Origin of the sequence: Nocardia sp. CA-145437 (assembly GCF_050956485.1) — a bacterium.
Lineage (GTDB): Bacteria > Actinomycetota > Actinomycetes > Mycobacteriales > Mycobacteriaceae > Nocardia.
The window spans coordinates 6,598,566-6,613,834 of sequence record NZ_CP191204.1; the positions used below are offsets into that span (position 1 = coordinate 6,598,566).

The following is a 15,269-nucleotide window of genomic DNA, read 5'->3' on the forward strand; positions in this document are numbered from 1 at the left end:
TCAGTGCCACAGTGCGTTCAGCGACCGCGCGATGAGCGCGAGCGCCGTCGGCGATGTCATCTGCCAATGGGTTTCGGGTACCGCGTGATCGCGCACCGCGCCGTCGACGGCGGCGGTCCACCCGGCGGCGCCGGCCGCGGCCGGTTCCTCCAGGGCTGCGGTGAAATACGTGAGGTCGCCGTGGAAACGGCCGGGACGGTAGGCCTGGGCCAGCTCCATCGAGCGCAGGCTCGACGCGAGGATGCGGGCGATCCGGTCCTCGCCGAGCGAGGCCGGACCCCAGCCGTCGCCCTGATCCGGCAACGCGACCAGGCGGGCCGCGAGGTCGGCGGGCGTGGTGACGGCCTCGAGGTCCAGGTCGCCGGCGCGGTCACCGAGCAGGCTGCCCAGCAGTTCCCGCACCTCGGCCAGGGCGGCGTCGGTGGACACCGGCCCGGCCCCGGCGGGGGCCAGGTGGCTGTCGAGCATGGCCAGTGTGGCGACCTGCTCGCCCTCGCCCTGCAGTCGCACCGCGACCGCGTGGGCGAGGACACCGCCGAGCGACCAGCCGAGCAGGTGGTACGGCCCGGACGGCTGTACCGACCGGATCGCGGCCACGTATTCGGCGGCCCAGTCCTCGATCGAATCCGGCAGCACGCCATCGGCTTTCAGGGCCGGTGACTGCAGACCGTAGATCGGGCGGTCGGAGTTCAGGTGGGCGGCCAGGCCCGCGAAGGACCAGGAGATGCCGCCGACCGGGTGGATGCAGAACAGCGGTTCCACGCTGCCCTCGCGGCGCAGCGGCAACAGCACGTCCAGCGCGGCCTCCGGATCGGCGCCGCTCGCCGCCTCCAGTTCCCGGGCCAGCTCGCCCGGGGTGAACGCGGTGAACAGCAGCAGCACCGGGACCGTGGTGCCGAGCAGTTCGCCCAGCCGCGACGCCAGCCGGGCCGCGACCAGCGAGGTGCCGCCGAGCTCGAAGAAGCTGTCGTCCAGGCCGACCCGCTCGACGCCGAGCACCTCGGCGAAGGCGGCGCACACGGTGGTCTCCAGCTCCGTTGCCGGAGCCCGGAACTCGCGGGCGGCGAACTCGGGAGCCGGGAGCGCCCGGCGGTCGAGCTTGCCGGAGGTGTTGAGCGGCAGAGCGTCCAAGGTCACGAAGGCCGAGGGCACCATGTACGACGGCAGGCGCTGCGCCAGCACGCGGCGGACGGCGTCGGCGTCCGGGGCGCCGGAGCCCGCCGGCACCAGGTAGGCGACCAGGTGCTCGCCGCCGCTGTCCTGACCCGGCCAGACCACGACCACGGCCTGGTCGATCTCGGGCAGCGCGGTCAGCGCCGTCTCGATCTCGCCGAGCTCGATGCGCAGACCGCGCAGCTTCACCTGGAAGTCGGTGCGGCCCAGGTACTCCAGCTCACCGTCGCGGTTCCACTTGACCAGGTCACCGGTGCGGTACATCCGCTCCGACGTCCCGAACGGGTTGGCCACGAAGCGATCCGCGGTCAGGCCGGGCCGTTCCACGTACCCGGTGGCGAGCTGGTCACCGGCCAGGTACAGCTCACCGGCGACACCCGCCGGAACCGGCCGCAGGCGCGAATCCAGCACGTAGACCCGGGTGTTGAACACCGGGCGGCCGATCGGGACGGTGTCCACGTCGGCGTCGACGACCTGGTGGTAGGTGACGTCGACGGCGGCCTCGGTGGGGCCGTACAGGTTGTGCAGCTCCGCGCCCGTGAGCGCTCGCAGCCGCTGGGCCACGCCACCGGGCAGCGCCTCACCGGAGGCGAACACCTGGCGCAGCCCGATGCATCCGGCCGCGGCCGGCTCGGCCACGAAAGCCGCCAGCATCGAGGGCACGAAGTGGGCGGTGGTGACCCCCTCGGCGTCGATGACACGGGCCAGGTAGGCCGGGTCGCGGTGGCCTTCGGGGGCGGCCACGACGAGGCGCGCGCCGACCTGCAAGGGCCAGAAGAACTCCCACACCGACACGTCGAAGGTGGCCGGCGTCTTCTGCAGCACCACGTCCGCGGCGGTGAGCCGGTACTCGGACTGCATCCACACCAGGCGGTTGACGATCGCCTGGTGCGACACCGCCACACCCTTGGGGCGGCCGGTGGAGCCGGAGGTGAAGATGACGTACGCGGTGTTTCCCGCGACCAGGCCGTGCCGGCGTTCCCGCGCGGTGATCGGCTCGGACGGATAGCCGCCGAGCTCGAGCCGGTCGAGTCGCACGGCCGGAATCGCCTCGTCCAGTTCGAGATCCGCGGCGGTCAGCACCAGGACGGGCCGCGCGGTGTCGAGGATGTGGGCGATCCGCTCCCCCGGCTGGGCCGGGTCGACGGGCACGTAGGCGGCGCCGGTCTTGATCACCGCGTAGATGGCCACGACCAGGTCGGCGGAGCGCGGCAGCGCCAGGGCCACGGTGTCGTGGGCGCCGACGCCGTGCTCGATCAGGAAGCGCGCCAGGCGGTTCACCCGCGCGTCCAGGTCGGCGTAGGTGAGCGCCAGGCCCTCGGCCACCAAGGCGATGTTCCAGGGGTTGGCGGCCACGGCCGCGTCGAACAGCGAGACCAGGGTGGGTTCGGGTTCGACCCCGAAGACCGCCGCCGAGTCGTTCCACTCCTCGAGGATGAGCGTGCGCTCGTCCGCGTCGAGGAGGTCGATGTCACCGGTCCGCACCGACGCGTCGGCGATGACCGCGTCGAGCACCCGCTGGAAGCGGCGCACGAACGACTCCACGGTGACGGCGTCGAACAGGGCGGTCGCGTAGGTCATGGTGGCGGTCAGTCCGGCGGGAGTTCCGTCGGCGTCGTAGCTGTCCACGATCACCAGGTGCAGGTCGAACTGCGTGACGTCACTGTCGAATTCGACGGCGGCGACGGTGAGCCCGTCCAGGTCGAAGGCGGCCGGACGCTGGTTGTTGAAGGAGAAACCGACCTGCACCAGCGGGTGGCGCGCGGTCGAGCGCTCCGGCTTCAGCACCTCGACCAGACGCTCGAACGGCACGTCCGGGTTGCCGAAGGCGGCGACGTCGTCGGTCTTGACCCGGCGCAGCAGCGCGTCGAAGCCCTCGGCCGGGTCGACGCCGGTGCGCAGCACCAGCGTATTGACGAACATGCCGACCAGGTTGTCGAGCGCGGCGTCCTCGCGGCCCGCGATCGGGGTGCCGACCGCGATGTCGGCCGACCCGGTGAGCCGCGACAGCAGGGTCGCGAACGCGGCGTGCACCGTCATGAACAGGGTGGCCCCGTTCGCGCGGCCCAGATCGGTGAGCGCGGTGTGGGTTTCGGCGTCGACGGTGAAGTCGACGCGCCGACCCGCGGTCTCCAGCACCACCGGGCGCGGCCGGTCGGTGGGCAGCTCGAGCTGCGGCGGCAGCCCGGCCAGGCGCTCGGTCCAGAAGCCCAGCTGACGGGAGATCAGCGAGTCCGGATCGTCCTCGGCGCCCAGCAGATCGCGCTGCCAGACCGCGAAGTCCGAGTACTGCACCGGCAGCGGCGTCCACGCCGGGGCGACGCCGGACTTGCGGGCCGCGTAGGCGGTCATGACGTCCGCGGCCAGCGGGGCCAGCGAGGCGCCGTCACCGGCGATGTGGTGCATGACCACCACGAAGACGTGGTCCTCGGGGGCCAGCTCGTACAGCGCGGCCCGCAGCGGCACCGACGCGGTGACGTCGAAGCCCTGACCGATCAGCTCGGTGACCGCCGCGACGACGGTCGCCTCGGTGACCGGAATCGCTTCCAGCGCGGGCAGTTCCGACACCGCGGTGGCGGGCAGCACGACCTGCACCGGACCGGTCGCCGTCTCCGGGTAGACCGTGCGCAGCACCTCGTGCCGGACCACCACATCGGCGATCGCGGCCTGCAGCGCCGCCACGTCCAGGGGTCCGGTCAGGCGGATGGGCAGCGGGATGTTGTAGGCGGTCGAATCCGGATCCAGGCGGTTGAGGAACCAGATGCGCTGCTGGGCAGGCGAAACCGGCGCGGGGCCGCCCGCCGTGCGGGGCAGCAGCGGCGGGCGGACCGCGGCGTTCAGGTCGGTCGCGACCGCGGCGGCGGCCAGCGCCTCCAGGTTCGGGGCCTCGAACACCGCGCGCACCGGCACCTGCGCACCGAACGCGGCGGACAGCCGCACGGCCACCTGGGTGGCGGTCAGCGAGTTGCCGCCGAGGGCGAAGAAGTCGTCGGCCAGACCGACCCGCTCCGCGTCCTCGATGCCCAGCACCGCGGCCACGATGCCGGCGACGGTGCGCTCGGCGTCGGTGCGCGGGGCGACGAACTCGGCGGTGCGGAGTTCTGGTTTGGGCAGGGCGCGACGGTCCAGTTTGCCGTTGACGGTCAACGGGATTCCGTCCACCACCACGAAGGCCGACGGGATCATGTAGGACGGCAGCCGCTCGGCGGCCCCGTCGCGGACGGCGTCGATCGTGACGGAGACGCCGCCGGGCTCCATGTCGCGGCTCGCCGCGTCCGGCACCAGGTAGGCCACGATGCGCTGATCGCCCGGCTGGTCCTCGCGCACGATGACCGCCGCCTGCGCGACGCCCGGCTGTGCGAGCACGGCCGCTTCGATCTCGCCGAGTTCGATGCGGAAGCCGCGCACCTGGACCTGATCATCGGCGCGGCCCAGGTACTCGAGTTCGCCGTCGCGGTTCCAGCGGGCCACGTCACCGGAGCGGTAGAGCCGCTCGCCGGGCGCGCAGAAGGGGCTGGCCACGAAGCGGGCCGCGGACAGGTCCGGGCGGTTCATGTAGCCGCGCGCCAGCTGCGCACCGGCCACGTAGAGCTCGCCGGAGACGCCGACCGGTACCGGGTGCAGGCGCTCGTCGAGGACGTAGGTGCGCAGCCCGCGGATGGCCTCGCCGATCACCGAACCGGTGGCGGCGGCGATGGTTCCGGCGTCCAGGGACCGGTGGGTGACGTGCACCGTGGTCTCGGTGATGCCGTAGATGTTCACCAGTCGCGGCTCTGCGTCGCCGCGGCGGGCGACCCAATCCGAGAGGCGGCGCAGTTCCAGGGCCTCACCGGCGAGGATCAGGTATCGCAGCGACAGGTCGTGCGCGGTACCGGCCGCCGCCGCGAGCCGATCCGCCTCGTCGAGCTGGTAGAAGGCCGAGGGGGTCTGGTTGAGCACGGTGACCCGCTCCCGGCTGAGCAGTTCGAGGAACTGCTCCGGGGAGCGCGAGAGCAGGAAGTCGACCACCACGACCTTGCCGCCGTGGAAGAGCGGGCCCCACAGCTCCCACACCGAGAAGTCGAAGGCGTAGGAGTGGAACAGAACCCACACATCGTCCTGGCTGAACTCGAACTCGGGAACGATGTTCTCCATGAGCTGCACCACGTTGCGGTGCGTCACGCCGACGCCCTTGGGGCGGCCGGTGGAGCCGGAGGTGTAGAGCACGTAGGCCAGGTTGTCCGGGTGCAGCGGGGCGGGACGGTCGGCATCGGTGACCGGCGTGCCCGGCCAGTCCTGCGAATCCTCGTCCAGGCGAATGATGTTCAGTGCGGCGGTCGCGGCGTCTCCCAGCGCTTGTTCGACGCCGACGGTGGAGTCGGTGATGACGCTGGTCGGCTTCGCGTGCTCGAGCACGTAGCCGATGCGGTCGGCCGGGTAGGCCGGGTCCAGCGGCACGTAGCCCGCACCGGCCTTGAGCACGGCCAGCAGGGCGACGACCAGCTCCGCGGTGCGCGGCAGCAGCACCGCGACCAGGGATTCCGGGCCCGCGCCGTGGCTGATCAGCCTGCGCGCCAGCATGTTCGCGCGCCGATCCAGTTCGGCGTAGGTGAGCTGCTCGTCGCCGAAACCGACGGCGATCCGCTCGGGGTGGCGTGCCACCGCGTTCTCGAACAGGCTCGTGATGGTGTCGCCGGTCTCGCCGATGCCCGCGCCCGGATCGCTCCACAGCTCGAGCACATCGCGGCGCTCGGCCGCCTCCATCAGCTCGATGTCACCGATCGGCGCGGTCGCGTCGGCGGCCACGGCGCGCAGCACCCGCTCCAGGCGTTCGGCGAAGGACGCGATGGTCTCGGCGTCGAAAAGGTCGGTGGCGTAGTTCCATTCGATGGCCAGCCGCCCTTCGGCGTCCGGCTCGTCGGAGACGGTGACCTGGAGGTCGAAGCGGGACACCGGGGCCTCGTAGTCGACGCCGGCCAGGGTCAGGCCGGGCGCCGAGTAGGTCGGGGTGTCCAGGTTCATGTACGCCAGGGCCACGGTGAACAGCGGGTTCCGCGCCTGCGTGCGGGACACCCCGAGCGCGTCCACGACCTGATCGAAGGGCACGGTCGCGTGGTCGAACGCGGCCAGGTCGGCGTCGCGGGTCTGCGCCAGCAGCGCGTCGAAACCGCGGCCGAGTTCCGGCTGGGTGCGCAGCACCAGAGTGTTGACGAACATGCCGACCAGGTCGTCGAGGGCGGCATTGCCGCGGCCCTCGATCGGGGTGCCGATGGCGATGTCGGTGCTCGCCGACAGGCGGGCCAGCAGCAGCGACAGCGCGGCGTGCCACACCATGAACGGGGTGACGTTGTGCGCCTCCGCGATTCGCTTGATCGCGTCGGCCAGCTCGCCGTCGACCTTGGTGTGCAGGTACGCGCCGCGGCCGGACGCCACCTCCGGGCGGGGCCGGTCGGTGGGCAGGGACAGTTCCTCGGGCAGGTCGCGCAGCGTCTCGGTCCAGAACCCGAGTTCGCGGTCTCCGATGAGCTCGAGGGTGGCCCGCTGCCAGAGCGCGAAGTCGGCGTACTGCACGGGCAGGTCGGTCCACTCCGGCGCGTGTCCGGCCGCCCGGGACAGGTAGGCGGTGACGGTGTCGCGCAGCAGCGGGTTCATCGACTGGCCGTCGCCCGCGATGTGGTGCTGCACCACGGCCAGCACATGGCTGTCCTCGGATTCGCGCAGCAGCGCGGCGCGGATCGGCACGGTGGTGGTGACGTCGAATCCGGTGTTCGCGAAGGCCGCGATCCAGGCGGGGTCGGCGGCGTTCTCGCCGGTGTGGATCTCGAGCGGGAGCGGCGCGGTCTCGGCGGGCAGGATCAGCTGGTAGCCGACGCCGTCCGCGTCCGACGGGTAGATGGTGCGCAGCGCCTCGTGGCGGGTGACCACGTCGCCGAAGGCCGCCAGCAGGACGCTGGTGTCGATCTCGCCGGTGATCCGGACCGCCGAGGGCAGGTTATAGGCCGCGGATTCCGGGTCCAGCCGGTTGAGCAGCCACATGCGGGTCTGCACCGGGGACAATGGGATTCGCTCCGGCCGGACCATGCGCCGCAGCGGCAGGCCGGTGCCCGCCGCGGTGGCCAGCGCGGCCAGGCCCGCGACCGTCGGGGCCTCGAACAGCTGACGCACGCTGAGTTCCACGCCGAGAGCCGCGTTGGCGCGGGCGATCAGGCGCATGCCGAGCAGCGAGTTGCCGCCGCGGGCGAAGAAGTCGTCGTCCGCGCCGAGGGTGACGCCGCCGAGCAGGTCCCCGGCGAGGGCGGCCAGGGTGGCCTCCGCGCCGGGCGCGGTCTCCCGGAAGGCGACCGTGGTCGCGGTGAACTCGATGGCGGGCAGGGCCGCCCGGTCGAGCTTGCCGACGGTGGTGAGCGGCATGGCGTCCAGGACCGCCACGTGCGCGGGCACCATGTAGGAGGGCAGCTGGGTGCGGGCGTGGGCCAGCACCGCCTCGGCGTCGAGCTGCTCGCCGGAGACGTAGCCGACCAGGCAGTCCGCCCCGGTGGTGTCCTCGGCCAGCAGCACCACCGCGTTGGCCACGCCGGGCGCGGACAGCAGGGCGGCCTCGATCTCGCCGAGCTCGATGCGCTGACCGCGCAGCTTGATCTGGAAGTCGTTGCGGCCCATGTAGACCAGGTCGCCGGCCCGGTTCCAGCGCACCAGGTCGCCGGTGCGGTACATGCGCGCGCCGGGTACGCCGAACGGGTCGGCCACGAACCGGTCGGCGGTCAGCGCGCCGCGGCCCTGGTAGCCGCGGGCCAGCTGGGCGCCGGCCAGGTAGAGCTCGCCGATGACGCCCATCGGCACCGGGCGCATGCGGGCGTCGAGCACGTAGGCGCGGGTGTTCCAGTTCGGGCGGCCGATGGCGACCTCGAAATCCGGGTCGGCGTCGGAGAACTCGTGGTAGATGGTCGAGATCGCGGCCTCGGTCGGACCGTAGGCATTGTGCACCGAACCGCCGACCAGCTCACGCAGCCGGCCGAGCAGTTCGACGGGCAGCGCCTCACCACCGGTGTGCAGGTGGCGGAACGACTTCAGGGCGTCGCCGTGGCCCTCGGCGATCAGCGCGGCCAGCACCGACGGCACGTGTTCGGCGATGGTGACGCCGAATTCGCGCATCAGGCCGGCCAGGTAGTCCAGGTCCAGCGGGCCCTGACGCGGAATCACCAGGGGCGCACCGACCATGGCGGGCAGGAAGCACTCCCACACCGAGACGTCGAAGGCCAGCGGGGCCCGCTGCATGATGCTGTCCTCGCGGGTGACGCCGTAGCGCTCCTCGAGCCAGCGCAGCTGGTTCATGATGGCGCGGTGGCTGGTGGCCACGCCCTTGGGCAGGCCGGTGGAGCCGGAGGTGTACAGCACGTAGGCGAGGTTGTCCGGGTGCAGGACGCCGAGCCGGTCCGCTTCGGTGATCGGCGCGTCCGAGAACTCTTCCAGTGCACCGGATTCCGCCAGTTCGGCGAGGTCGAGCACGCGCACGCCCGCGAGTTCGGGCAGCGTGGCCCCGCCGACGGTCAGCACCAGGGTGCTGTCCGAGGTGCCGAGCACATGCGCGATGCGGTCGGCCGGGTGGGACGGGTCGACCGGCACGTAGGCGGCTCCGGCCGCCACCACCGCGTACAGCGCGACCACCATGTCGACGGACCGCTGGGCGGTGACGCCGACGATCGCGTCCGGGCCGACGCCCTCCGCGATCAGCAGGCGGCCCAGGCGATTCACGCGCCGGGCCAGGTCCGCGTAGCCGACCCGCTCGCCCTCGAAGACGAGCGCGTCCACGTCGGGATCCAGCGCGGCGCGCGCGTCGAGCAGCGCGGCCAGGGTCTCGACCGGCAGCGGCCGGGTGGTGGCATTGCGATCCACCAGCAGCGCACCGCGTTCGGCGCGCGACATGATCTCCACGTCACCGACGGCGACGCGCGGATCGGCGAGCAGCGCCCGCAGCACGCGTTCGAAGGTCTCCTGGAAGCCGCCGATGGTGGCGGCGTCGAAGAGGTCGGTGGCGTAGGTGATGTAGACGTCGATGCCGCCGGGCGCGCCGTCGGCGCCGGTGGTCTCGGCCAGCGTCCAGTCCAGGTCGAACTGGGTGGCGGTGGCGTCCACGGTGAGCGCCTCGATGGCCAGGCGGTTCAGCTTGATGCTGGGCCGGGCGTGGTTCTGCAGGGTCAGCGTCACCTGGGCCAGCGGCGCGTGCGCCTGGGAGCGCACCGGATTCACCGCGTCGACCAGCATCTCGAAGGGCACCACGGCGTGGTCGAAGGCGGTCAGGTCGGTGTCGCGCACCTGGGTGAGCAGCTCGGCCAGGGCGGCGTCCGGGCGCACCTCGGTGCGCAGCACCAGGGTGTTGACGAACATGCCGACCAGGTCGTCGAGGGCCTCGTCGCCGCGGCCCGCGACCGGGGTGCCGATCACGATGTCGGCGGTGCCGGACAGGCGGGCCAGCGTCACCGACAGCGCGGTGTGCAGCACCATGAACGGGGTGACCCGGCGCTCGGCCGCGAAAGCCAGGACAGCCGAATGCAATTCGGCGTCGAAGCGGCCGCTGAAGCCCGCGCCGCGACCACTGGCCACGGCGGGCCGGGGACGGTCGGTGGGCAGCGGCAGCACGTCCGGGACGCCGTGCAGGCGGCGGGTCCAATGCGTGAGCTGCTGAGCCAGCACCGATTCGGAGTCCTCGGGACCGCCCAGGGCGGCGCGCTGCCACAGCGCGAAGTCGGCGTACTGCACCGGCAGCGGCGCCAGATTGGGGACCTCACCGGCGCACCGGGCCACGTAGGCGGTGGCGATATCGCGGGTGAGCGGGCCGAAGGACCAGCCGTCGGCGGCGATGTGGTGCACCACCAGGACCAGCAGGTGGACGCCCGGCTCGTCGGTGAGTTCGAGCAGCCGGATGCGGAACGGCACCTCGGCGGTCACGTCGAAGGCGGTGCGCGCCACCGATTCCACCAGTCCGGGCAGGTCGGCGGAGGTGACGGGCTCGGGGGTCAGGTCGCTGAGCCGGGTGCCGGTGGGCAGGATCAGCTGGCTCGCCTGGCCGTCGTGCTCGGGGTAGATGGTGCGCAGGGTCTCGTGGCGGTCCACCACGTCGGCGACCGCGGCACGCAGCGCCTCGACATTGAGCGCGCCGGTGAGGCGCAGCGCGAACGGAATGGTGTAGCCGTCGCGGATGTCGAAGCGGTTGAGGAACCACAGCCGCTGCTGGGCGATGGACAGCGGGATGTGGTCGCCGCGTTCCTGCGCGACCACGGGCGGCAGCTCGACCAGCGTCTCGGCGTCGGCCGCACGGATCTTGGCGGCCAGGCCCGCGACGGTCGCGTCCTCGAACACCGCGCGCAGCGGAATCCGCACGCCCGCGGCCTTACCCAGGCGCGCCACCAGCTGCGTGGCGATGAGTGAGTTGCCGCCGAGGGAGAAGAAGTCGTCGTCCGCGCCGACTCGCGCGGCGCCGAGCAGGGCGGCGAAGACCTCCGCGACGATCCGCTCCTCGGGGCCGGTGGCCGCGCGGAAGGCGGTGGTGGCGGCGGCCGGGGCGGGCAGCGCGCCGCGGTCCAGCTTGCCGGAGCTGTTGACCGGGAAGGACTCCAGGGCCATCAGGACGGCGGGCACCATGTAGACCGGTAGTCGCTGCGCCAGTTCGGCTTTCAGCGCACCCACCGAGATCTCCGCGCCCGCGGCGGGCACCACGTAGCCGACCAGCTGCGCGTCGGCGCCGGAGCCGTGCACCACGACCACGGACTGGGCGACCCCGGGGTGCGCGGTCAGCGCGGCCTCGATCTCCCCCAGTTCGATGCGCAGACCGCGCAGCTTCACCTGGAAGTCGGTGCGGCCCAGGTACTCCAGCTCACCGTCGCGGTTCCACTTGACCAGGTCACCGGTGCGGTACATGCGCTCGGACGCACCGAACGGATTGGCCACGAAACGATCCGCGGTCAGACCCGGGCGGGCCACGTAGCCGACCGCCAGCTGGTCGCCGGCGAGGTACAGCTCGCCCGCGACGCCCACCGGGACCGGGCGCAGGCGCGCGTCCAGCACGTAGAGCTCGGTGTTGAAGGTCGGGCGGCCGATCGGCACGGCGTCTACGTCGGCATCGGTGACCTGGTGGTAGGCCACCTCGACGGCGGCTTCGGTCGGGCCGTAGAGGTTGTGCAGTTCCGCGCCGGTCAGCGCGCGCAGCTGGTGCGCGGGCTTCGAGGACAGCGCCTCACCGGAGGCGAAGACGATCCGCAGCGAGGTGCACCGCGCGGCGGCCTCCTCGGCGACGAAGACGGTCATCATGGACGGCACGAAGTGCGCGGCCGTGATGCCCTCGCGGGCGATGAGTTCGGCGAGGTACACCGGATCGCTGTGGCCCTCGGGCTTGGCGATCACCAGGCGCGCGCCGATCTGCAAGGGCAGGAAGAACTCCGGGACCGACACGTCGAAGGTCATCGGGGTCTTCTGCAGCACCACGTCGTCGGCGGTCAGGCCGTGCGCCGAGCGGCCCCAGACCAGGCGGTTGACGATCGCGGCGTGGCTGACCGCGACGCCCTTGGGGCGGCCGGTGGACCCGGAGGTGAAAATGACGTAGGCGGTGTTGGAATCCCGCAGCGGGGCGATGCGATCCGCGTCGGTGATCGGCGCGTCGGCGATGCCGGTCAGGTCGAGCAGGTCGATGCGCACCTGGGCGGTGTCGAGCGGCAGATCCACGCCGGAGGTCAGCACGGTGACCGGGTCGGCGGTCTCGAGGATGTACTCGAGGCGCTCGCCCGGGTGGTCGGGGTCCAGCGGCAGGTAGCCGGCACCGGCGGCGGACACCGCGTACATGCCGATCACCAGGTCCAGGGAGCGGCGCATGCCCAGTGCGACCAGGGATTCCGGGCCGACGCCCTCGCTGATCAGCCAGCGCGCGAGCTGACGGACGCGGCTCGCGAACTCGGCGTAGGACAGACTCGTAGCCGGTTGGGAGGTATCGGCGTGCTCGACGGTGAGGGCGATCGCGTCCGGGGTGCGGGCGACCTGCTCCTCGAACAGCGCGATCAGGGTCTTGGCGTCAGCGGCGGCGGCCGGGGTCAGGCCCAGCGCGGCGTCCACGTCGAAGGCGGTGGCGTTCCAGCCCCGCACCACGAGTTCGCGCTCGGCGTCGCCGAGCAGGTCGATGTCGCCGACCAGGATGGAGGCGTCGGCGGCCACGGCGGCCAGCAGGCGGCCGAACTGCTCGGTGAGCGAGGCCGCGGTGGCGGCGTCGAACATCTCGGTGGCGTAGCGCAGGTTGCCGGTCAGCCCGGCCTGCTCGCCGAGTTCGCCGACCACCAGGTGCAGGTCGAATTTGACCGTGGGGTCGTCGATCTCGACGGGGGTGACGGCCAGTTCGGGCAGTTCGAAGGTGCCGGTGCCGCCGCTCATGCGGGCGTCGTTGAACGACAGCATGACCTGGGCCAGCGGCGGCGCGCCAGTGGTGCGGTCCACGGCCAGCGCGTCCACGATGCGCTCGAAGGGCAGCTCGGCGTGGCCGAAGGCGGCCAGGTCGGCGGTGCGCACCGTGCCCAGCAGATCGGTGAAGGGCCGGTCGGCCTCGACCTGGGTGCGCAGCACCAGGGTGTTGACGAACATGCCGATCAGGGCGTCGAGTTCGCGTTCGCCACGGCCACCGATCGGGGAGGCGACCGGGATGTCGGCGGTGCCGGAGCTGCGGGCCAGCAGGGCCGCGAAGGCGGCGTGCACGACCATGAACAGGGTGACGCCGTGGGCGCGGGCCAGCTCGCGCAGTCCGGCGGCGACGGTCTCGTCGACCGAGAACGGCACGGCGGCACCGGCATTGGTGGCGACCGCCGGGCGGGGGCGGTCGGCCGGGAGGCTCAGCTGCGGCGGCAGGCCCGCCAGGGTCTCGCGCCAGAACTCGATCTGCTGGTGGGCGACGGTGCCGGGTTCGCCGGCGTCGCCGAGCAGTTCGTGCTGCCACAGGGCGTAGTCGGCGTACTGCACGGCCAGCGGTTCGAAGCCGGGCTGCTGCCCCGCGGTCCGGGCCAGGTAGGCGCGCATCAGATCGCCGATGAGCGGCTGCAGCGACAGCGCGTCGGCGGCGATGTGGTGCACGACCACGGCCAGCACGTACTCGGCGGCCGGCGCGGCCTCGTCGTCGATCACGCTGTGCTCATCGACGATGAAAAGACCGATGCGCGACGGCAGTTCGGTGGTGACGTCGAAACCGGCGGACGCGAAGGCGGTGATCGCCCCGGCCACCTCGGCCGCGGTGACGGGCACCGGGCTCAGGCTCAGGCCGATGTCCTCGACGTCCAGGATGTGCTGGTACGGACCGGCTTCCGAGTCCGGGTAGCTGGTGCGCAGCGACTCGTGGCGGGCCAGCACGTCCAGGGTGGCCTGTTCGAGGGCGGCGATGTCCAGGTTGCCGCGCAGGCGCAGCACGATCGGCAGGTTGTAGACGCTGTGCTCGCCGTCCTCGGCCTCGATGCGGTTGAGGAACCACAAGCGCTGCTGGGCGGGCGAGAGCGGAATGCGCTTCGGGCGCGGGCGCGCGGCCAGCGCGGGGCGGGCGGCGTCGGGGTTGGCGGCGACCAGCGCGGCGGCCAGGCCCTCGACGGTGGAGAACTCGAACAGCAGCCGCACCGCCACCCGGGAGCCGAGCTCGGCGCCGATGCGGGAGGTGACCCGGGCGGCGTCCAGGGAGCTGCCGCCCAAGGCGAAGAAATCGTCGTCGAGGCCGACGCGCTCGACGGTCAGCACCTCGGCGAACACCGCCGCCACCAGGCGCTGGGCCGGGTCGACCGGCTCGCGGAAAGCCTTGGCGCGCAGTTCCGGAACGGGTAGCGCCTTGCGGTCCAGCTTGCCGCTGGAGTTGAGCGGCAGCTCGGGCAGCGCCATCAGGGCGGTGGGCACCATGTAGGGCGGCAGCACCCGGGTCAGGCCCTCGCGCAGGGACTCCGGATCCAGCTCGACGCCGGGGGCGGGGACCACGTATCCGGCCAGGAAGTCGCCGGATTCGGCGGTGACCAGGCGCACCGCGGCCTGGGCCACCTCGGCGGCCAGCAGCAGGGCGCTCTCGATCTCGGCCAGTTCGATGCGCTGGCCGCGGAACTTGATCTGGAAGTCGAGGCGCTCGAGGTAGACCAGCTCGCCGTCCTCGGTCCACTTCACCAGGTCGCCGGTGCGGTACATCCGCGACCCGTTGCCGCCCCCGGACCCGCCCAGGCCGAAGGGGTTGGCCACGAAGCGATCCGAGGTGAGGTCGAAGCGGCCGTGGTAGCCGCGGGCCAGCTGGGTGCCGGCCAGGTACAGCTCGCCGGGCACGCCGATGGCGACCGGGTGCAGGCGCGAGTCCAGCACGAACACCTGGGAGTTCCACTCCGGCTCGCCGATCGGGACGGCGAGGGTGTCGGAGCGGTGCGCCTCCCGGAAGGTGATGGACACCGCGGCCTCGGTGGGGCCGTACAGGTTGTGCACACCGGCATCGCTGACCGCCCAGAAGGCGGTCACGGTCTCGGGCGGCAGCGCCTCGCCGATGACGAAGATGTCGCGCAGCGAGTCGAGTTCGCCCGGCTCGGCGTGCGCGGCGAACACCGACAGCATGGACGGCACGAAGTCGGTCAGCGTGACCTGGTGCCGGGCAATGGTTTCCGCGATGTAGCGGGGGTCGCGGTGGCCGTCGGGGGTGGCGACCACCAGGGTCGCGCCCGCGCGCAGCGGCAGGAAGTAGCCCCACAGCGAGACGTCGAAGGTGGTGGCGGTCTTCTGCAGGTAGACGTCCTGGGCGCGGACGCCGTACTCGGCCTGCATCCAGGCCAGCTGGTTGGCGATGGCGCGGTGGGTGACCGCGACGCCCTTGGGCTTGCCGGTGGAGCCGGAGGTGAACAGCACGTAGGCGGGGTGGTCGGGGTGCAGGACCCCGTGCCGCTCCTTGTCGCCGATCTTGGCGGCGGAGTAGTCCTCGAGGTTCAACTCGTCGAGGTGGTGCAGGGGCACGTCGATGGTCTCGGGCAGCGCGAAACCGTCCCGGCGGGTGGTGAGCACCGAGTGCGGGCCCGCGGTGGCCAGGATGTGGCCGATCCGCTCGGCCGGGTGCGACGGGTCCACCGGCACGTACGCGCCGCCCG

1 protein-coding gene (only partly in view) is annotated in these 15,269 nt (G+C 72.3%); it reads right to left on the reverse strand.

The annotated features are described in order from the left end of the window. Positions 1-15,269, reverse strand: partial view of a non-ribosomal peptide synthase/polyketide synthase gene (locus ACQPYY_RS30590; protein ID WP_433591918.1) — the 3' portion only. The gene runs 3,823 nt beyond the window's last position; the window shows 15,269 of its 19,092 coding nt (coding positions 3,824-19,092); its start codon lies beyond the right edge, outside the window — the gene reads right to left on this strand; its stop codon occupies positions 1-3.